Source organism: Gillisella vitis, assembly GCF_021559775.1.
In the GTDB taxonomy this organism is placed as follows: Bacteria; Pseudomonadota; Alphaproteobacteria; order Rhizobiales; family Rhizobiaceae; genus Allorhizobium; species Allorhizobium ampelinum.
On record NZ_CP056047.1, the window covers coordinates 1,028,058 to 1,048,161 of the forward strand.

Below are 20,104 nucleotides of genomic sequence, written 5' to 3' on the forward strand. Positions count from 1 at the left end.
GGGGCATGAAAGTTGATATTTCATCGCGGCATTTGCGCACAAGCGCTTCGACTGGCTTCATTTACGAAGCCCAGATATACGAACTCGGCGCGTAGTTTCAACGCCTTCCACGCGGTGGTCTTGTTCCCGGTGTCTTGCCGGGACCAGGCCGTCCGCGCCGCGTCGCCTTGTGGAAGGAACGGATGCCGGTCGGCATTTTCTTGCCTTCGCTGAGGATTTCAAACCGCAAGGCACCGGCCAGCGGCACGGCTTCCACCAGCTTGACGCTGACGCTATCCCCCAATTGATAGCCAAGCCCGGTCTTTTCGCCGGTCAGTGCCTGATGTGCCTCATCGTAGATGAAATAGTCGCGGCCAAGCGTTGAGACCGGAATGAAGCCATCAGCGCCATATTGCGGCAGGGAGATGAACAGGCCGGATTTGGTGACGCCTGAGACCTGCCCGTCGAATTCGTCGCCGATCCGTGTTGCCAGATGGTGAGCGATCAGCCGGTTGATCGTGTCGCGCTCGGCTGCCATGGCGCGGCGCTCGAAGGTGGAAATTTCGGCGGCGACATCGGCCAGCGCCGCTTCTTCATCGGATGTAATGCCGCCTTCGCCAAGCCCTAGCGTGCCAACCAGCGCCCGATGCACGATCAGGTCGGCGTAGCGGCGGATGGGGGAGGTGAAATGCGCGTATTTCAAAAGGTTCAAGCCGAAATGGCCGATATTCTCGGGGCTATAGACCGCCTGACTCTGCGAGCGCAGCACCATTTCGTTGACGATGGTCTGATGCGGCGTGTCCTGCGCCTTGGCGAGGATACCATTGAACGAATTGGAGCGCAGATTGCCGCCCTTGGCCAGTGAAAAGCCGATGGTGGCCAGGAACTCGCGCAGCACTTCCTGCTTGGCCAATGTTGGCGTATCGTGGATGCGGTAGACCAGCGGCTGTTTTTTCTTCTCCAGCGTCTCGGCGGCGGCCACATTGGCCTGGATCATCATTTCCTCGATCAGCTTATGGGCGTCCAGCCGTTCTGGTACAAAGACCCGATCCACTGTGCCATCGGCTTTAAGGATGATTTTGCGCTCCGGCATGTCCAGTTCCAGTGGCTGACGGCGGTCGCGGCCACGCTTCAGGATCGCATAGGCGGCCCAAAGCGGCTTCAGGATCGGCTCCAGCAGCGGCCCAGCCTTGTCATCCGGGTTGCCGTCAATAGCGGCCTGTGCCTGTTGGTAGGACAGTTTGGCCGCACTCTTCATCATGATGCGATGAAAGGTATGGCCTGCTTTGCGGCCTTCATGAGAAAATACCATGCGCACGGCCAGTGCAGGCCGGTCAACGCCCTCGCGCAGCGAGCAGAGATCGTTGGAAATCCGCTCCGGCAGCATCGGCACGACCCGGTCGGGGAAATAGACCGAATTGCCGCGCTTCAGCGCCTCGCGGTCCAGCGCCGACTTACTGCGGATATAATAGGAGACGTCGGCAATCGCCACGGTGACGATCACGCCGCCCGGATTATCGGGCGAGGGGTCCGGCTCGGCATGAACAGCGTCGTCATGGTCCTTGGCGTCATGCGGGTCGATCGTGACCAGCGGCAAGCTGCGCCAGTCCTCCCGATGCGCCATGCTGGCCGGTTTGGCGGCATCGGCCTCGTCTAGCACCGATTGCGGGAAGATATGTGGAATGCCATGGGCATGGATGGCGATCATCGAGATGGCTTTTTCTGATGCCACCGAGCCAATCACCGACAGAACCTTGGCGCGGGCAAGACCCAGACGGCTGGAGAGCCGCCCGACTTCCACCTCGACCAGATCGCCGTCGCGGGCGTCGCCGACATCGGCGGCCTCGATGACCATTTCCTCGCCGCGCCGCTCGATCGGCATCAGCCTGCCGCCGGTATCACCGGCCATTTCACGGTAGACGCCCAAAAGCGCGCCGCGCCGCTTGTCGATCACTTTGATGATCCGGGCGGTATAGGCGGGACCGATATGGTCCTTGGAGGGGAAAATCTTTGCCAAAACCCGGTCGCCTAGTCCGCCAACCGGCGTCTTGCCCTTGGCGCGGTCCGCGCTGGACTGGCGGATGGAAACGGCAGGGGCAGCGCCCAGTTCATCCGGCCATTCGGCGGGACGCCCGATCAGGTCGCCATCCTTGTCACGGGTGGTGATGTCGAGAACGGTCACGGGCGGCAATGCCCCAGGTCGGCTCAGCGACTTGCGGTTCTTGTTGACCAGCCCGTCTTCTTCCAAAGCCCGCAGGGCTTCCTTCAATTCAATACGGGCTTCGCCCTTCAGGCCAAAAGCCTTGGCGATTTCGCGTTTTGATGCCCGGTCGGGATTGTCGGTGATGAACTGCATCAGGATTTCACGGGGCGGCACCGCCCCGTGAATGATCACCGTTTCATTTTTGTCCGCCGCCTTTTGCGCCGCAAGCTCCGCCTTCCGCGTTCTGTTGGTGAGGCTGCGGGTGTCGGGTCGCGGGGATTTGCTCAAGGTCAGGCTTTCTCTGTTTTTGCGGCGGGCTTTGCCTTGGGCTTCGTCGCCTTCGGCTTGGCAGCTGCTTTCTTTGGTTTGGCGTCGGCGGCGTCATCCGCATCGGCCTTGGTGGCTTTCGCAGCCGGTTTTTTCGCAGGCGCTTTCTTGGTGGCTGCGGATTTGGCCGCAGGTTTCGCCTTGGTCTTGCCGCTGCCTTCCTTGGCGGCGCGCTCGACGATCAGGGCAATCGCCTCTTCCATGGTCACGGCTTGCGGGTCCATGCCTTTGGGAATGGTCGCATTGATCTTACCCCAATTCACGTAGGGACCATAGCGGCCATCGCGCACGGTAATCGCGCCGCCATCGGGATGATCGCCGATCTCTTTCAGGGCGGCAGGTGCTGCGCGGCCACGGCCACCGGGGTTGGCCTGCTTTTCAGCCAGAACCGTGACGGCGCGGTTGAGGCCGATGGTCAACACATCCTCGATACTATCGAGATTGGCATAGGTGCCATCATGCAGCACGAAAGGTCCGTAGCGGCCAAGCCCCGCAGTCATCATCTTGCCGGTTTCCGGGTGAAGGCCGACTTCGCGCGGCAGCGACAGCAGTGACAGCGCCCTGTCAAAATCCACATCGGTCGGCGACCAACCCTTGGGCAGGGACGAGCGCTTGGCTTCCTTGCCATCGCCACGCTGGACGTAAGGGCCGAAACGGCCAGACCGCAGAGTTATCTGTTCGCCCGTTGTCGGATCTTCACCCAGTGCTTTTGGTTCATTGCCGACGGCTTCGGCTTCCGTGCCGCCATCGGCAGACAATTGGCGGGTAAAGTTGCATTCCGGATAATTGGAGCAGCCGACGAAGGCGCCGTATTTACCCAGCTTCAGCGACAGATTGCCGGTGCCACAAACCTGGCAAATGCGCGGGTCCGAGCCATCTTCGCGCTTCGGGAACACCAGTGGGGCCAGCGCCTCATTCAGCGCGTCGAGCACGTTGGTGACGCGCAATTCCTTGGTGCCTTCGATCTGGGCAAAGAAATTCTGCCAGAATTCGCGCAGCACGTCTTTCCAGTTCAGCTCGCCGGCAGAAATCTTGTCGAGCTTTTCTTCAAGATCGGCGGTGAAATCATATTCGACATAGCGGGTGAAGAAGCTTTCCAGGAATGCCGTCACCAAACGGCCCTTGGCTTCGGGGATCAGCTTACGCTTGTCGATAACAACATATTCGCGGTCGCTGAGCGTCTTCAGCGTCGCGGCATAGGTGGAGGGCCGGCCAATGCCAAGCTCTTCCATCTTCTTGATCAGGGTCGCTTCCGAATAGCGCGGTGGCGGCTCGGTGAAATGCTGGGTGGCATTGACCTTTTGCTTGGCCAGCGCCTCGCGGGCGTTGATCTCCGGCAGGCGGCCATCTTCATCATCGTCGTCGCTCTTTTCGCCTTCCTCACGGTGATCAGTATAGGCAGCAATAAAACCGTCGAAGCGGATGACCGAGCCAACGGCGCGCAGACCAGCTTTTTCACCGGCCTTGTCGGCGAGGATTTCAGCGGTGGTCCGCTCGATTTCGGCTGACGCCATCTGGCTGGCAATGCCGCGCTTCCAGACCAGATCGTAGAGGCGCAATTGGTCGGCATCGAGATAGCGGCGGACCTGATCTGGCGTCCGGGTAAAATCGGTCGGGCGGATGGCTTCATGCGCTTCCTGGGCGTTTTTCGCCTTGGTGGAATAAAAGCGCGGCTTTTCCGGCATATAGCGCGGGCCGAATTGCTGGGTAATCGCGGCGCGGGCGGCCTCAATGGCTTCCGGGGCCATCTGCACGCCATCGGTACGCATATAGGTGATCAGACCGACGGTCTCTCCGCCAATATCAACGCCTTCATAAAGCTTCTGCGCCACCTGCATGGTGCGCGAGGCGGAAAAGCCGAGCTTGGAGGAGGCGGCCTGTTGTAGCGTAGAGGTTGTAAAGGGTGGCGACGGGTTGCGCTTGACGGGCTTAGCCTCAATCGATTCCACCACATAGTTGGCGCCGTCGAGCAGGTCTTTCAGCCGGTTGGCCATGTCGCCATTGCCAACGCTGCGCGCTTGCAAGCGCTTGCCATCCGCGGACACCAGGCGAGCCAGGAATTCATCGCCGCGTGGAGTCTTCAGAAGCGCCGACAGGTTCCAGTATTCTTCCGAGACGAATCGTTCGATCTCGTTTTCCCGGTCGCAAACCAGCCGCAGGGCCACCGATTGGACGCGGCCTGCCGAACGGGCACCGGGCAGCTTGCGCCACAGAACCGGCGACAGGTTGAAGCCAACCAGATAGTCCATCGCACGGCGCGCCAGATAGGCATCGACCAGATCGCCATCGATATCACGCGGGGCAGCCATGGCGTCGAGCACGGCTTTCTTGGTGATGGCGTTGAAAACCACGCGCTTCACCGGCTTGTCGCCGATCACCTTCTTCTTCTTCAAGAGATCCAGCACATGCCAGGAAATCGCTTCACCCTCACGATCCGGGTCGGTTGCGAGAAACAGGGCGTCGGCCCCCTTCATCGCATCGGCAATGTCCTTCATGCGTTTGGCAGAGGCGGTGTCCACTTCCCATAGCATTTCGAAATCCTGATCCGGCAGGACCGAGCCGTCCTTGGCAGGCAGGTCGCGGACATGGCCGAAGGAGGCGAGCACCTTATATCCCGGTCCGAGATACTTGTTGATCGTCTTGGCTTTGGCAGGGGATTCGACAACGACTACATTCATTCTGTTTCTCTGAACATGGCCCCGTTTGTTGCATATGGCGTCGATTCTGGCGAGGGTTCAAGCATCGATGGTTCGACATGGACAGGGATTGCGCCGGGGTCAAGTCCCCTCATGCATTTTATCCATCACACGTTTGCACAACCAAAAGTTTATGAAAATGGTATTGCAATCATAAATCAATTCTGTATCATATGTTGCATAGGTAGCAATTATACATATTCAGGTTGTATTTCCACGACGGGAACACGTAATGACGGGCAGTGGCGCAGCGGAACTTCATAGCCGGGAAAGCATAGCCTATGTGCGCCAGATGCTGGGCGAATTGCGGCTGGTTGCCGAAAAGGAGGGCGCGCAAATGCTGTGCTACCTGATCGAGATGGCTTTTGAAGAGGCCGGCGACCTTCAACGCCGCCACAAAGCGCCAAGAATGATCTCAAACGCCAAAAGAACGCTTTGAAAATCGTTCAAGGCGTGGATGCGTGAGCCTCACTTTAGATTGACAGTCTGGCCGGTTAGATTGAATCAGACGGGCGATCGCTTCTTTCGTTTTCACGCATTTCGAGGCGCAAGATCGATAAACGCTTTTGCCGGAAATGCGCGAAGTCCAACTTTAATCCAGCGGTGCAATCGAAACCAGTCCACCGGGATGACGGTGCAGGCGCCCGGCGATATCCAGTTCCAGCATCACCAGATAGACGGCGGATGGCGGTAATTGCGTGTGGCGAATGATATCATCGACCTCAACAGGCGTTATGCCCAACGCGTCGATGATCCGGCTTCGATCCTGTTCGCCGGGTGGCTGGTTGAAGGTCTCGCTTTCTTCATAGACCGGCTCTTCCACCTGCGGCTGGGAAAACAAGTCAATACTGCTGAGCGGGGATAGCGCCTCGAGAATATCCCGGGCCTCGGTGGTGATCGTCGCACCGTTTTTCAACAGTCCATTGGTACCATGACAGCGCGGATCGAGCGGCGAGCCCGGCACGGCAAACACCAGCCGTCCGAAATCGGCAGCCAGCCGCGCGGTAATCAGTGAGCCGGAACGACTGGCGGCTTCTATCACCACAACCCCAAGGGATGTCCCGGCAATCAAGCGGTTGCGTCTTGGAAAATCGCGGGCGCGAGGCTCCCAGCCAAATGGCATTTCGCTGATCGCCACACCCTTGCCATCCCAGATGTCTTTCAGCAGATCGACATTCTCAGGCGGGTAGGGCCGGTCGAGCCCACCGGCCAGGGCGGCCATCGTGCCAGTGTCCAGGCTTGCCCGATGCGCGCCCGCATCGATACCGCGCGCCAGACCTGATGTGATGGTGTAGCCGGTTGTGCCGCAATCGCGTGCCAGCAGTGCTGCCATTTTCACGCCGCTGATTGAGGCATTGCGCGATCCGACAATGCCGATGGAGGGGCGGATGGCGGTACTGCCCAAGCCTTTCATCGCCAGAATCGGCGGCGCCGCGTCGATCTGGCGCAGCGCCGGGGGATAGTCCGGCTCGCCGATACCGACGAATCGCGCGCCGAATTTGCGGGCAAATTCCAGCTCGCGTTCGGCCTCAGCCACTGTGGCGATGCGGATGGAACGGGTGGCGCCGCCGCGCTGCGACAGTTCGGGCAGCATGTCCAAGGCACGTTCGGCGGTGCCGAAATTGTTGATCAGGTCGCGAAAAGTGGCCGGGCCGACATTGTCGGAGCGGATCAGCCTTAGCCAGGCGGTTCGTTGTTTTTCCGTCAGGGCGATACCTGAGCGTCCCGAACCGCCTGCCGACATGGTGTGCTATCCTTTTTTACCGATCTTGCTCTCGGTGCCTGAAATCAATCGTTCAATATTCGCCTTGTGCTTGCCCCAGGTGATCACGGTCATCGCCGAGGTGATCATGGCAGCTTCCGGCTGACCAAGTATCCACAATGCAACCGGAATAACAAGGGTTGCAACCAGTGCTGATAGCGAGGAATAGCGGCTGAGAAAAGCAATCGACAGCCAGACGATGGCAAAGACCAGCACCATCAAAGGAAAAATGCCGAGCAATGTGCCGATATAGGTGGCCACGCCCTTGCCGCCCTTAAAACCCAGCCAGACCGGGAACAGGTGGCCGATAAAGGCAGCAAAGCCCCCAAGCAGGCCCGGCAGATGGACCGTATCGGAGCCGAACAGTTTCTGGGCGATCAGCGCCGCCGCCGTTGCCTTCAAGGCATCCAGCAGCAGTGTGGCTGCGGCCAGCTTCTTATTGCCGGTGCGCAGCACATTGGTGGCGCCAATATTGCCGGAACCGATATTGCGCACGTCGCCCAGGCCCGCCATCCGGGTCAGGAGCAGTCCGAAAGGAATAGAGCCGAGCAGATAGCCAATCGCCAGCGAGGCGATAAGGGCAGTGATCGTCACCTGACTGTAATCGAGGCTGGGCATGGCCGGCTCCTGTAATCCAATTAAAGAGAAAACACCTGTTGGCCAGCCACATAGGTGGCGACAGCGCGGCCGGAGAAGCGGGCGTCCTCGAACGGTGTATTCTTGGAGCGCGACAACAGCGTCTCCTTGGCAACCAACCATGGCTCGTCCAGATCGATGAGCACGATATCGGCCTTTGCGCCCGGCTTCAATGTGCCGGCATCCAGCCCGAAAATTTCGGCAGGCCGGGTGGACATCGCATCGATCAGCCGCATCAGCGGCACCTGACCGGCATGATGCAGCCTGAGAGCTGCTGCCAGCAAGGTTTCCAGACCAACCGCGCCATCGGCAGCATCGCCGAACGGCAGGCGCTTGGTATCGACATCCTGCGGATCATGGGCTGAAACGATGATGTCGATATCGCCACTTGCCAAGGCCTCGACCATCGCCACCCGATCATCCTCGGCCCGCAGCGGCGGGGCCAGCTTGAAGAAGGTCCGGTATTCACCGATATCGTTTTCGTTCAGCGACAGATTGTTGATGGAAATGCCGCAGGTGACGTTCGCGCCGCGTGCGCGGGCAAGTTTGATGGCCTCCACCGAGCCCGGCACCGAGATCTTGGCGGCGTGATATTTTGCCCGCGTCAGCCCGGCAATGCGCAGGTCGCGTTCCAGCGGAATGATTTCGGCTTCCTTCGGCACGCCCGACAAGCCCAGCCAACTGGCAAACAGGCCCTCGTTCATCACGCCATTGCCGAGATATTTTTCGTGCAGTTCCAGCGAAATCACCGCGCCGAATTCCCGCGCATAGGTCATCGCCCGGCGCAGCACCAGCGTATCATCCAGCCCATGGCGGCCATTGGTGAAGCAGACCGCGCCCGCCTGTTGCAACAGGCCGAATTCGGTCATTTCCTCGCCGCGCAGCCGACGGGTCAGGGCCGCTGCCGGATAGATATTGACCGGCGATTTTTCCCGCGCCGCGTTCTTGATGAATTCCACCAGGGCGATGTCATCGATGACAGGATCGGTATCCGGCATCATCACGAAGGAGGTTACGCCGCCAGCCGCTGCGGCCTTGCCGGCGGAGGCCAGTGTTTCGCGGTGCTCACCGCCGGGTTCGCCGACAAACACCTGCGCATCCACCAGACCCGGTGCCGCGACCAGTCCTTTGCAGTCCCTGATTTCGGCACCCTCTGGCGCGCCCTGATTACGGGCATCGGCACCGGAGGCCAGAATGCGGCCATCGGCGGAGACAATGATGCTGCCAACCTCATCCAATGCGCGGGATGGGTCGATAATGCGGGCATTGGTGAAGACAAGCGGCTTGTTCATGCGCCAACTCCTTCGCTACGCGGGCCGTTATTGTCAGAGATCAGCAGCGATTCCATCACGGCCATGCGCACGGCGACGCCCATCTCGACCTGGCTTTCGATGACGCTTTGCGGCCCATCGGCCACATCGGAGGCGATTTCCACCCCCCGGTTCATTGGCCCGGGATGCATGACCAGGGCGTCTTCCTTGGCGGCTTTCAGCTTTTCAGCATCTAGCCCGTAGAAGTGGAAATATTCGCGAATCGACGGGACAAACGACCCTGCCATGCGCTCGCGCTGCAAGCGCAGCATCATCACGACATCGGCGCCTTTCAGGCCTTCCTTCATATCATGGAAGACTTCGACGCTCATATCGGCAATGCCCGAAGGCAGCAGCGTGGCGGGGGCCACAACTCTGACCCGCGCGCCCATGGCATTGAGCAGCAGAATATTGGAGCGGGCGACGCGCGAATGCAGCACGTCGCCGCAGATGGCGACAATGATCCGAGACAGCTTGCCCTTGGCGCGCCGGATGGTCAGCGCGTCGAGCAGCGCCTGGGTTGGATGTTCATGCTGGCCATCGCCGGCATTGATCACCGCGCAGGCGACCTTTTGCGAGAGAAGTGCTGCCGCACCGGCTGAGGCATGGCGCACCACCAGCACGTCCGGGTGCATGGCGTTCAGCGTCATCGCCGTATCGATCAGCGTTTCGCCTTTCTTGACCGACGAATTACCGACCGACATGTTCATCACATCGGCACCGAGCCGCTTGCCCGCCAGCTCGAAGGATGACTGGGTGCGGGTGGACGCCTCGAAAAACAGGTTGATCTGGGTCAGACCGCGCAGGGTCGAGGTCTTTTTTTCACGCTGGCGGCTGATTTTTACCGCTTCGTCAGCTTTATCGAGCAGATAGGTAATATCGGTTTCGGTAAGGCCCTTGATGCCAATCAGATGGCGATGGGGAAAGAAGACCATGCGCATGTTCTCCTAGAGTTCGTCAGGGAAAAATGGAGCCCGATTTTCCGACAGGACAAACGACAACGAAAGGCTTTGGAGTCTCTCCGCTTCGTAGTGAAAGCATGAGACTCCGAAGGGGTCGCGCGGTCTATAAAGACTGCGATGATCAGGAGCAAGCCTGCTTGAGACGTGCAAGCCTTTGTCCCCCGTTTTGGTCGCTTGCCCCGACCCATGCTGTCGCAAATGCGCGCAAACGTGTTAAAGACCATCGACAAAGATCGATTTGCGGCATTGCTGTAAGACAAAGATAAAAATTGGAACGCGGATGAGCCGTACGGAAGACAAATTGCTGGAACTCAATCAGCCAAGGCCCTGGTCCGGCGTGAACGCCTTTCGCACCGATCCGCTGGTGGTCGATATTACCAACGGCCTCAGCCGCAACCTGCGCGATGAATATGATACGCTTGGCCGCTATGTGACCTCGCACGAGGCGCAGGAACTGGCCCGCATGGCCAACCACAATCCGCCGGAACTGCGCACCCACGGGCCGCGCGGTGAGCGGCTGGATGTGGTGGAGTTTCATCCGGCCTGGCACGCGCTGATGCGCCGTTCCATGGCAACCGGCCTGCATTCCTCCGTCTGGGAAAATTTAGCGGATGCACGCGGCCAGGACCACAAGGCCCGCGCCGTGCGATTCTATCTCACCGCCCAGCTTGAATGCGGCCATCTCTGCCCGCTGACCATGACCAGCGCCTCGGTCGCCGCCCTGATGGGCTCGCCCCGAGTGCAGAAGGAATGGGCGCCGAAGATTCTCTCGCGCAAATATGACAGTTCCAACCGCCCCGCCATGCAGAAATCCGCCATTACCATTGGCATGGGCATGACGGAGAAACAGGGCGGCACAGATGTGCGCGCCAATATCTCCACCGCCACACGGGTGGGTGAGGGGATCTACCGGCTCTCCGGCCACAAATGGTTCATGTCGGCACCGATGAGCGATGGGTTCGTTATGCTGGCGCAGATGCCTGAGGGCGTCGGCTGTTTTCTGGTGCCGCGCCTTTTGGAAGACGGTTCGGCCAATGGTTTGCAGTTCCAGCGGCTGAAGGACAAGATCGGCAATCGCTCCAATGCCTCCTCCGAGGTCGAATTTACCGATGCCTTCGGCTTTTTGCTGGGCGAGCAGGGTGGCGGCATCCGCACCATCCTGGAAATGGTAACCCTGACCCGGCTCGATTGCGCACTGGCGTCTGCGGGAATCATGCGCGCTTCGATGGCCGAGGCTGTCCACCATGTGCGGGGCCGTTCGGTGTTCGGCAAGAAGTTGGTGGACCAGCCGATCATGACCAGGGTTCTTGCCGATATGGCTTTGGATGTGGCGGCGGCCACGGCGCTGTCCTTCCGGCTGGCCGAGGCTTTCGACCGTGCTCGTGACAATCCCGCCGATGCGGCTTACGCACGGGTGATGACGCCGGTGGTGAAATACTGGGTCTGCAAAATGGCGCCGCCGCTGATCTATGAAGCGATGGAATGCATCGGCGGCAGCGGCTATGTGGAAGAACGCGCCATTGCCCGCCATTACCGCGAGGCCCCTGTTAACGCCATCTGGGAAGGCTCCGGCAATGTTATGGCCCTGGACGTGCTGCGCGTGCTGGCCCGTGGCAAGGATCTGTTCGAAATGGTGTTTGCCGAGTTGGAACGCGATCTCGGCCCATCAGGCCGCAAGACCGTCGAAGTGCTGCGCGCCGCCATGGCGCTCTGCGAACGCGACGAAGGTGCGGCCCGCCTGCTGGTCGAGCAAATGGCGCTGGCCGCCGCCGCCGCCGAGCTTTACCGCATGGGGGCGGGCAAGATCGCCGATGCCTTTCTTGAGACACGCCTGACAGGCGGCTGGCGCAATACCTACGGCGTGCTTGATGCCCGATTCGACAGCCGGTATTTGATTGATTTGCTGTATCCGGCAGTGGATTGAGACGCGGTTCCGGAACTCCGTTTTTAGAAAGCTTGATACGCGCAAGGAGGTGGCGTCATCATGCGGGTGCCCCGTATTGAAATCGTCGAGGATAACGTGACTTCGCAGCAGAAGGCATCAATTCTCGATGCTTTGCTGACCTACAATAATGCGATGGCTCAGCACGCTTTCTATGTCGAATTCGCGATTCTTTTGCGGGACCCGGAGAGTGGTGATGTTATCGGCGGTTTATATGGTCTGACGGATCACGGATGGAGTTTTGTAAAGCTTCTTGTTGTGCCTGAAGCCTATCGGGGATTGGGTCTTGGCCGACGCCTGATGGAGGAAGCAGAGGCGATTGCCCGCCGACACGAAAGTGAAGGGATCTGGCTGGAGACCTTCGATTTTCAGGCCCGTCCGTTTTATGAAAAGCTAGGATTTCAGCTGTTCGGCGAGCTTGAGGCAGGCGAAAAAGCCCATGGACAATATTTTCTGAAAAAGCGCTTTTGAGATTGGATTTCCGTCCGCAATAAATCTATCCACAGCCCCATCCCCCCAAAATTAACCTTAATAAAAGGTTTACGTTGTGCGGCATTCATTAACCGTTAACTCTGCTGGTGAATGCAACCAATAGGGGCGGGTAATGATGACTGGCCTTCGGAAATATATGGCACTGGGCGTCATGATGGCGTTTTTTGCCGTTTTGGCATTGGATATTGCGGTGCCAGCATTGGTGCTGTGCACCATGGCGGCGATCAATTGGCTGGTGCTGAAGGCACCGGATGATCTTTTTGCCCATCTCCTGCCGCGTCAATCTGTATCCGCCAAGGGGAGGCTGGCATGAAATATCTGCTGATCTTCTGGGCCGGGCCAATCCTGCTTTTGGGAAGCTGGTATTATCTGTCGCTCAACGACATGAGCTTCGGCTTTTTCATGCTGACCCGCCAGACCCATGATCTGGTCTTTACCATCTATGGCAATGTTCTGGGCATCGCGCCGGAAAGCATTCCGCCGCTGGTCATGCGTGCCATCGTTATCGATAGCGCTGTACTATTCAGTCTGGTTGCCTTTCGCCGCCGTAAGCAAATTGCTGCCTGGTGGAAAGCAAGGCAGCTTCAGAGCGTGGATGCAAGGCCAGACAGCCTGTCCAGCGCCCCTTGAAGAATGAAGCTGGCGGCGGCCGAATCAATCCGTTCGGCACGCTTGGCCCGCGAAACGTCCATTTCCAGCAACGCGCGCGTTGCCGCGACTGTTGATAGCCGCTCATCCCAGTAGACGAAGGGAATGTCGGTCTTCTCGGCCATAGCGCGCACAAAGGCGCGTGTGGCCTGGACACGCGGCCCGGAAGAGCCATCCATGTTGATCGGCAGGCCGATGACGAAGGCGGCGACTTTTTCCTTCGCGGCAAAGGCCAGCAGAACCTCTGCGTCTTTGGTAAATTTCGTCCGCTTGATCACCGTGCGCGGCGAAGCGAACCGGCGTCCGAGATCCGACATGGCAAGACCGATGGTCTTGGTGCCGAGATCGAGCCCCGCCACGGCCTGACCCGGTTGCAGGCTTTGCGCCAGTTCTTCGATTTCCAGGGTCGCCATAACTGTTTCTCAAAATGTGAATAGTGTGTTCATGCCAAACTGTGTGGATACGGGGGTATCCTCGCCGTTTGGTCTTTTCTTGCGCTGCTTATGCCATATGTCTTGGCGGGCAAACCATTTTCATTCATCCATAGAGGATATTCCATGAAACTCACCTGGCTCGGCCATTCGGCCTTTCGTCTCGAAACCGCCAAGGCGACCATTCTGATCGACCCGTTCCTGACCCACAATGCCAGCTTTTCCGGGCTGGATAGGAAGGATATGACCAAGGGCGTCACGCATATTCTGCTCACCCACGGCCATGGCGATCATGTCGGCGATACGGTGGCGATTGCCAAGGATACCGGCGCAACCGTGCTGGCCAATGCCGATCTCGCTGCCTGGCTTGGTGCCAAGGGTGTGTCCAAAATCGAGATGGGCAATACAGGCGGCACGATCGATCTGGGCGGCTTTACTGCGACCTTTACCAATGCGCTGCATTCTTCCGCGCAGATCACCGAGGATGGCGTGTCGCATGCGCTCGGCAATGCCAATGGGTTGATGCTGCATTTCCAGGATGAAGCGTCCCTGTTGCATATGGGCGATACCGATATTTTCTCCGATATGGCGCTGATCAACGAATTGCATCAGCCCGATATTGGCATCGTACCGATTGGTGACCGTTTCACCATGGGCGGTGCGGTTGCAGCACTTGCCTGCCAGCGATTCTTCAACTTCAAGACCGCTATCCCCGCCCATTACGGCACGTTTCCGATCATCGACCAGACCCCGGAAAAATTCGTGGGCGGCATGGAAGGCTCGAAAACCGAGGTCAAGGCACCCAAGCCGGGCGAAACGCTGTCGCTGTGAAATGATGCCTTGCTGAAATCGTTGTTTTCGCCCCTGGGTCATTCTCTCTAGGGGCGAAAATGCGAGGCCAGGGGTGAAAATTCGAGGGTGGTAAAAGCCTGCCCGTTGCGCGGGCGCGGTTCGGCGATTATAGCGGGTCTGATAATCGATCTGGAGAATGCCGATGTCCGTTGATCTCGCCACCGTCAAGCGTGTCGCCAAGCTTGCCCGTATTGCTCTGCCCGAAGACGAGGCCGAGCGGGTCATGGGGGAGTTGAATGGCATTCTTGGCTTTGTCGAACAATTGTCGGAAGTGAATGTCGATGGCGTCGAACCGATGACGTCGGTCATGCCAATGGCGATGCGCAAGCGCAAGGACGCCGTCACCGATGGTGGCAAGGCCGATGACATCGTTGCCAATGCGCCGGAAACCGACCGCCATTTCTTCCTGGTGCCCAAGGTTGTCGAATAAGCCGGTGCGATTATCCACCGAGCCATCGACGCCCTCGACGCAGCCGCGCCAACTATAAAGTGACCGTATTCATGAGCGAACTCACCAGCCTCACCATTGCCGAAGCCCGCGAAAAGCTGGTTTCCAAGGATATCACCGCCGTTGAGCTGACCGATGCCTATCTGGGCGCCATCGAGGCTGCCAATGGCGCCATCAATGCCTATGTGACGGTGACGCCGGAGATTGCCCGCGATATGGCCAAGGCCTCGGATGCGCGGCTGGCCACCGGCAAGGCTGGCGCGCTGGAGGGCATTCCGCTTGGCGTCAAGGACCTGTTCGCCACCCGCGACGTCCATACCCAGGCCTGCTCGAACATTCTCGAAGGCTTCAAGCCGAAATACGAATCGACCGTTACCCAGAACCTCTGGAACGAGGGCGCGGTGATGTTGGGCAAGCTGAACATGGACGAATTCGCCATGGGTTCGTCCAACGAAAACTCCTTCTATGGTCCGGTGGTCAATCCGTGGCGGGCCACGGGCTCCGAGGAAAAGCTGGTGCCAGGCGGCTCATCCGGTGGTTCGGCGGCGGCTGTGGCTGCACGGCTTTGCGCGGGTGCCACTGCTTCCGATACCGGCGGCTCCATCCGCCAGCCGGCAGCTTTCACCGGCACTGTCGGCATCAAGCCCACCTATGGCCGTTGCTCGCGTTGGGGTATTGTTGCTTATGCCTCGTCGCTCGATCAGGCCGGTCCAATTGCCCGCGACGTGCGCGACGCCGCCATCCTTTTGAAATCCATGGCCAGCATCGACGAGAAGGACACGACCTCGGTTGATCTTCTGGCACCGAACTATGAGGCGGCTATCGGCCAGTCCGTCAAGGGTATGAAGATCGGCATTCCCCGGGAGTACCGCGTCGATGGCATGCCGGAAGAGATTGAAGCCCTCTGGCAGAAGGGCATGGCCTGGCTGAAGGAGGCCGGTGCCGAGATTGTCGATATTTCCCTGCCGCATACCAAATACGCCTTGCCAGCCTATTACATTGTCGCCTCAGCCGAAGCGTCATCCAACCTCGCCCGCTATGACGGTGTGCGCTATGGCTTGCGTGTTGATGGCAAGGATATTGCCGACATGTATGAAAAGAGCCGCGCGGCGGGCTTCGGCAAAGAAGTGCAGCGCCGTATCCTGATGGGTACCTATGTGCTTTCGGCTGGCTACTACGATGCCTATTACCTGCGCGCCCAGAAGGTCCGCACGCTGATCAAGCGCGATTTCGAACAGGTGTTTGCCGCAGGCGTTGATGCGATCCTGACACCGATCACCCCGTCCTCGGCCTTCGCCATCGGCGACAAGGATCTGGCCGCCGATCCGGTGAAAATGTATCTCAACGACATCTTCTCGGTAACGCTGAACATGGCGGGCCTGCCGGGCCTGTCCGTTCCTGCTGGTCTCGACGCCAAGGGTCTGCCGCTTGGCCTGCAACTGATCGGCAAGCCCTTCGAGGAAGAAACCCTTTTCAAAACCGCCCATGTCATCGAACAGGCCGCCGGAAAGTTCACGCCCGCTCAGTGGTGGTAGGCTGATGATCCTGAGGCCGATGGAGGAGGCTGACCGGCAGATGGTCGGTCACATCGGCTGGGACAGTTGGCGCTCCACCGGACCGCTGGATCGCACCATGACCGATCCGGCTATTGCGCAAAAGGTCAAGCAAGCGTTTTTGCGCTTCCCTTTTGAGCCTGCGCTGGATGTCATTGTCGCCGAGGTCGAAGGGACGATTGCCGGGTGGGGCGCGCGTGAGGCGGAGCGGGATGTGATTTCCGATATCTGGATCTCGCCTGACCATCAGCGGCGTGGCATTGGCCGGTCGCTGGTGCTGCACTTTTGCGAGACAATGCGGTGCGAAGGGGTAAAACAGGCCCGAATTTCCACCCACCAGAACAATTTTGCTGCCCAGGCCCTTTATAAAAGCTGCGGTTTCGAGACAGTCTGGCAGGGTATGGAGCGCGACGCCGTCATGGAGCTGGAAATTCCCAAGGTCCGGCTACGGCGGCGGCTTTACTGAAGCACCTCCTCATCAAAGTGTTCATAAAACCTTAACGCCACTGGCGCTGTTGCATTCCCGGTGATCTACTCGACCGATCATCCATGTGAGGAGCCGATGTCGACGATTCGCAGCGCGCATTCCGACGAAGCAGGGGTTTTGGCCGATATCGGCTTTCGCGCCTGGGAACAGGCGATGATTCCCGTCGGTGAAACGCGGACGATGGTCGATACTGCCCGCAGCGCATTTACCAATTTCGCCCGCTCGAATCTGATCACCATGTCCGTGGTCGAACATGCTGGCCACCCCGTCGGCTGGGCGGCGCGCGAAAATCTGGATGACAAGATTTCCGATTTCTGGATCGATCCCGATTACCAGCGGCGCGGCTATAGCAAGGCGCTGCTTGCCTCCATCGAGGAGGATATCGTTCACTTGGGCTTTGAGGAAGCACATCTGGAAACGCATGCCCGCAACCGTCAGGCCGTCGGTTTTTTTGAACACCACGGCTATAGTGTCCACTGGCTGTCGGTGGTCTATAATCCGAAGTTGGACCGGGATGTTGAAACGGTCGGCATGTCGAAGCGTCTCGTTGAAAAACGCAGCTTTACCTATGGCCCCGGCGGTGGGTTCGAATAGGGCGCAATGCGTTTATGTCAGCTGGTTGGTCAGGCAACTGGCGGAAATGGCGTAGGCTTTCAGCTTGCGTCCCATGAGATAGCCATCCTTGGGCGTCAGGTCTGCCACAGGATCGACCACCGCGCCGTGGCAAGTGACATTGGCTCCGGTCACATACAGCACGGTTTCGGTGCCGAGCGCCGATGTCAGCGGAAATTCCTGCTCATAATAATTGCGCGGAAAACCACCGGCGGTCCGGGCTTTGATGGTGAAGGGCTCGTCGCGCAGCGTGTGAAACAGATCGGCAAGAATATCGCGGTTATCAGCGACGATGGTCGCGGTGCCGGTCCTCGCAGCCGTTGTGGCAATCGCCCAGCTCAGATCGGTCCGTCCCAGATAACGCGCCAGCACCGATTGGCCTTTTGGTGTCGTGACGTCCTGAGGAAAAGCCGTCAGCAGCGGAAAGGCGACGGCGATGATGCCGTTGATCGCCAGCGAGATTTTCAGCGCCCGAGGCGAGGACTGGAGCAGATACCAGACCGCCAGCATGGTGCCGGCTGCGTAAGCGGTTGCTGCCCAATTGGCATAGGCGCGCGACATCAAGGCCTGGAAAACGATGGCGAGAATGATCGGCCAGGACAGGATGAACAGATGTTTTTCGGTGGTAGAGGCACGGCCCCACACCATCCGGTAAAACACGATCAGCAGGGCGGCAAACAACACCGGTCCGACCACGCCGAACTGACTGCCGAGAAACTCTGCCGCCTTGCCGATCTTGAAGTTCAGCCCGTGCCAATCGGCATTTTCGGAGGTGTGTTTCAAGGTGGCACCGCCGTGGGTGCTGTTCCACCAGATATTCGGGGCAATGACCACGGTTGCCGCGAAGATGGCAAGCATGGTGTCTCTCAGCGCGATGCGCGCTTTGGGCAGGGCGATGGCGGCAATGATCGCGGTGGCCGCGAAATACAGCATCGCGTATTTCGACAGAGTGCCGCAGCCAATGGCGATGCCCATCAGAACCGCATAGCCAGCCGAGCGGCGCTCGATCAGATGCGAATAACACAGCAGCGTCAGCGCCAGGAAGGGAAACAGGATCGTGTCGGTGGACATGAAAACCGATGACAGCGCCACGCCCGGCAGGGTCGCATAGCTCAGTCCCGTCCACAGCCCGGCCTTTTCAGAGCCTGTCAGGCGGGCCGTTGCCGGGATTAGCAGCAGCGCTGTTGCCATATGGAACAGCGGGCTTGCCACACGGACCCAGAAAATATCCTGGCTGCCACCGATCAATGTGAACATATGGATCACCCAGGCGATCATCGGTGGTTTGGAATAATAGCCGAAGTCGAGATGGGTGGACCATAGCCAGTATTGCGCCTCGTCCACAAACAGGTCTGTGCCGTCGAAATGCAGCATCACGATGCGGTAAAGCGTAATCGCGAGGATAAGGAAGACGCTGGTACGAAGGGTGATGCGCATCTGGGACCGCCGGGTTCAGGATTTGGATTCGGAGGGCAGATCGGTCTTGCGGCCCTGATGCAGCAGCATCAGGTTGCGGATATAGACGATAATGCCAAGCCCCTGGCCGAGCATGATGATCGGTTCGCCGCGGTGGATGCCATAGGCCAGCAGCATGATGCCACCGATCACCGAAAACCACCAGAAGGCGGCGGGAATGACCGAGCGCTTCTGCTTTTCAGACACCAGCCACTGGATGATGAAGCGCAACGAAAACATCAGCTGGGCCAGCACGCCCAACCCTAGCCAGATCAGGTCGGCGGTATCGTGGATTTTGAAATAGGCGAGAAGATCATTCATGGGGTGATGGTCCGATATCCTGCGGGCGCACGGTCTTGCGGCGTTTGATCAGCCAGCTGACGCCGATCAGGTCATGAATGCCGACCAGGGCGCGCTGAAGATTGTTATAATTGGAGGTTCCGGCATGGCGGTGCCGATGACCGACATCCACATGCGCCACCCGCCAGCCATAGGCGGAAAACAGCGCCGGCAGATAGCGATGCATGTGATTGAAAAACGGCAGGTCCAGAAACGCATCGCGCCGAAAGGCTTTTAGCCCGCAGCCCGTGTCGCGGGTCTTGTCCTGCAAGATGCTTTGGCGGATGCCATTGGCCAGACGCGAGGCAACCTTCTTCGACAGCGTATCCTGCCGTCTGGCCCGCTGACCGGCAACAAGCCCAAGGTGGCTATCGGCACTTGTATCGAGAAGCGGCGCGACAAGACGGGGAATTTCCGAGGGTGGGTTCTGGCCGTCGCCATCCATGGTACAGATGATCGGTGCCCGCGCCGCGTTGACGCCCGAGTGGATCGCCGCCGATTGGCCGCCGGACACGGGATGATGCAGCACCCGTACCCATGGCTTGACGCTGGCCGCCTGCTTCAGCCGTGCAAGCGTGGCATCAGTTGAGCCGTCGTCCACGAAGATCGCTTCGAAATCTTCACCCTGACAGGCCGTCTCGATTTCCCCGATCAACAGGTCGATATTATCGGCCTCATTCTTCATGGGCACGACAACGGCAAAACGAGGTGAGGCAAAATGGGGGTGGGACTGGTCGGTCATCTCTGTTCCAACGGCTTTCTATGCCGCCCCCATAGCCTGTTTTCAAGGGCGCGTCATCCGCCTTGAGCGCCTGTTGCCGGTGCTTTTCCCTGCATTTTAAAGGACCGACCCAATTTTGCCCGGTCATGCCCGGTTTTCAACGGTGCCAAGCTGCGCAAAGCGCGGTGGCAATGCTGCTTCGTCTTGCGCGTTCCGCGCATTTGTTCTAACCGGGAAGATGAAAATCAC

General features: G+C 59.1%; 20 protein-coding genes. 10 read left to right on the plus strand and 10 right to left on the minus strand.

Annotation, left to right across the window (positions count from 1 at the left end; genetic code table 11):
• Nucleotides 1-97 precede the first annotated feature (97 nt).
• Both rnr and topA read right to left on the minus strand, forming a co-directional pair.
• Nucleotides 98-2,374 carry a ribonuclease R gene (gene rnr / locus AVCG78_RS04725; protein WP_234665097.1) on the minus strand — a complete coding sequence of 759 codons (2,277 nt, stop codon included), beginning with the start codon at nt 2,372-2,374 and terminating at the stop codon, nt 98-100.
• A gap of 98 nt (nt 2,375-2,472) precedes the next feature.
• Nucleotides 2,473-5,187 (minus strand): type I DNA topoisomerase, encoded by a 2,715-nt coding sequence (gene topA, locus AVCG78_RS04730; RefSeq protein ID WP_071585279.1) that lies wholly within the window; start codon nt 5,185-5,187, stop codon nt 2,473-2,475.
• A 250-nt stretch (nt 5,188-5,437) separates the two neighbouring features.
• Here topA and AVCG78_RS04735 point away from each other — a divergent pair, with 250 nt between their 5' ends.
• Nucleotides 5,438-5,644, plus strand: coding sequence for a hypothetical protein (locus tag AVCG78_RS04735; protein ID WP_071204388.1), 207 nt, complete (start codon nt 5,438-5,440; stop codon nt 5,642-5,644).
• A gap of 153 nt (nt 5,645-5,797) precedes the next feature.
• Here the strand turns inward: AVCG78_RS04735 and dprA are convergent, their stop codons facing one another.
• From dprA to AVCG78_RS04755, 4 genes are read right to left on the minus strand one after another with little or no spacing between them, the layout of a single operon-like run.
• Nucleotides 5,798-6,949, minus strand: a complete 1,152-nt coding sequence (gene dprA / locus AVCG78_RS04740) for a DNA-processing protein DprA (RefSeq protein ID WP_015915684.1) — start codon at nt 6,947-6,949, stop codon at nt 5,798-5,800.
• A gap of 6 nt (nt 6,950-6,955) precedes the next feature.
• The gene (gene plsY / locus AVCG78_RS04745) at nt 6,956-7,585 is read right to left on the minus strand and encodes a glycerol-3-phosphate 1-O-acyltransferase PlsY (protein WP_015915685.1); all 630 of its coding nucleotides are present in this window, start codon (nt 7,583-7,585) and stop codon (nt 6,956-6,958) included.
• Between the two features lie 20 nt (nt 7,586-7,605).
• Nucleotides 7,606-8,895: a dihydroorotase gene (locus tag AVCG78_RS04750; RefSeq protein ID WP_156582641.1), complete on the minus strand. Its 1,290-nt coding sequence runs from the start codon at nt 8,893-8,895 to the stop codon at nt 7,606-7,608.
• Complete coding sequence (locus tag AVCG78_RS04755) at nt 8,892-9,848, minus strand: aspartate carbamoyltransferase catalytic subunit (protein WP_060715742.1); 957 nt, start codon at nt 9,846-9,848, stop codon at nt 8,892-8,894. The genes AVCG78_RS04750 and AVCG78_RS04755 overlap by 4 nt, the downstream gene beginning before the upstream one ends.
• Before the next feature lie 307 nt (nt 9,849-10,155).
• Here AVCG78_RS04755 and AVCG78_RS04760 point away from each other — a divergent pair, with 307 nt between their 5' ends.
• From AVCG78_RS04760 to AVCG78_RS04775, 4 genes are all read left to right on the plus strand, one after another.
• Nucleotides 10,156-11,799 (plus strand): acyl-CoA dehydrogenase family protein, encoded by a 1,644-nt coding sequence (locus AVCG78_RS04760; protein ID WP_015915688.1) that lies wholly within the window; start codon nt 10,156-10,158, stop codon nt 11,797-11,799.
• A 60-nt stretch (nt 11,800-11,859) separates the two neighbouring features.
• A complete protein-coding gene (locus AVCG78_RS04765; RefSeq protein ID WP_071204394.1) occupies nt 11,860-12,288 on the plus strand; it encodes a GNAT family N-acetyltransferase in 429 nt (142 codons plus the stop codon).
• A 133-nt stretch (nt 12,289-12,421) separates the two neighbouring features.
• Nucleotides 12,422-12,622, plus strand: a complete 201-nt coding sequence (locus AVCG78_RS04770) for a hypothetical protein (protein WP_139191394.1) — start codon at nt 12,422-12,424, stop codon at nt 12,620-12,622.
• On the plus strand, nt 12,619-12,939 hold the full coding sequence (locus AVCG78_RS04775; protein ID WP_071204396.1) for a DUF6105 family protein: 321 nt from the start codon (nt 12,619-12,621) through the stop codon (nt 12,937-12,939). The genes AVCG78_RS04770 and AVCG78_RS04775 overlap by 4 nt, the downstream gene beginning before the upstream one ends.
• On the opposite strand, the gene ruvX is transcribed toward AVCG78_RS04775, so the two are convergent.
• Entirely contained in the window at nt 12,894-13,370 is a 477-nt protein-coding gene (gene ruvX, locus AVCG78_RS04780; protein ID WP_015915691.1) for a Holliday junction resolvase RuvX, read from the minus strand. The genes AVCG78_RS04775 and ruvX overlap by 46 nt on opposite strands.
• A gap of 144 nt (nt 13,371-13,514) precedes the next feature.
• Here ruvX and AVCG78_RS04785 point away from each other — a divergent pair, with 144 nt between their 5' ends.
• The 5 genes from AVCG78_RS04785 (at nt 13,515) to AVCG78_RS04805 (ending at nt 17,322) form a co-directional block, all read left to right on the plus strand.
• On the plus strand, nt 13,515-14,219 hold the full coding sequence (locus tag AVCG78_RS04785) for a metal-dependent hydrolase (protein ID WP_015915692.1): 705 nt from the start codon (nt 13,515-13,517) through the stop codon (nt 14,217-14,219).
• 163 nt (nt 14,220-14,382) lie between these two features.
• On the plus strand, nt 14,383-14,670 hold the full coding sequence (gatC, locus tag AVCG78_RS04790; protein WP_015915693.1) for an Asp-tRNA(Asn)/Glu-tRNA(Gln) amidotransferase subunit GatC: 288 nt from the start codon (nt 14,383-14,385) through the stop codon (nt 14,668-14,670).
• A gap of 71 nt (nt 14,671-14,741) precedes the next feature.
• Nucleotides 14,742-16,223 carry an Asp-tRNA(Asn)/Glu-tRNA(Gln) amidotransferase subunit GatA gene (gatA, locus tag AVCG78_RS04795; RefSeq protein ID WP_071204400.1) on the plus strand — a complete coding sequence of 494 codons (1,482 nt, stop codon included), beginning with the start codon at nt 14,742-14,744 and terminating at the stop codon, nt 16,221-16,223.
• Nucleotides 16,224-16,227: 4 nt separating this feature from the next.
• Nucleotides 16,228-16,707 carry a GNAT family N-acetyltransferase gene (locus tag AVCG78_RS04800; protein WP_174089658.1) on the plus strand — a complete coding sequence of 160 codons (480 nt, stop codon included), beginning with the start codon at nt 16,228-16,230 and terminating at the stop codon, nt 16,705-16,707.
• Between the two features lie 96 nt (nt 16,708-16,803).
• The gene (locus AVCG78_RS04805; RefSeq protein WP_015915696.1) at nt 16,804-17,322 is read left to right on the plus strand and encodes a GNAT family N-acetyltransferase; all 519 of its coding nucleotides are present in this window, start codon (nt 16,804-16,806) and stop codon (nt 17,320-17,322) included.
• Nucleotides 17,323-17,334: 12 nt separating this feature from the next.
• On the opposite strand, the gene AVCG78_RS04810 is transcribed toward AVCG78_RS04805, so the two are convergent.
• The 3 genes from AVCG78_RS04810 to AVCG78_RS04820 are packed head-to-tail and all read right to left on the minus strand — an operon-like array spanning nt 17,335 to nt 19,876.
• Nucleotides 17,335-18,777 carry an ArnT family glycosyltransferase gene (locus AVCG78_RS04810; protein ID WP_081355509.1) on the minus strand — a complete coding sequence of 481 codons (1,443 nt, stop codon included), beginning with the start codon at nt 18,775-18,777 and terminating at the stop codon, nt 17,335-17,337.
• Between the two features lie 15 nt (nt 18,778-18,792).
• Complete coding sequence (locus AVCG78_RS04815; protein ID WP_015915698.1) at nt 18,793-19,116, minus strand: lipid-A-disaccharide synthase N-terminal domain-containing protein; 324 nt, start codon at nt 19,114-19,116, stop codon at nt 18,793-18,795.
• Nucleotides 19,109-19,876, minus strand: coding sequence for a glycosyltransferase family 2 protein (locus tag AVCG78_RS04820; protein WP_081355508.1), 768 nt, complete (start codon nt 19,874-19,876; stop codon nt 19,109-19,111). Before AVCG78_RS04820 ends, AVCG78_RS04815 begins: the two co-directional genes overlap by 8 nt.
• Nucleotides 19,877-20,104: the final 228 nt, after the last annotated feature.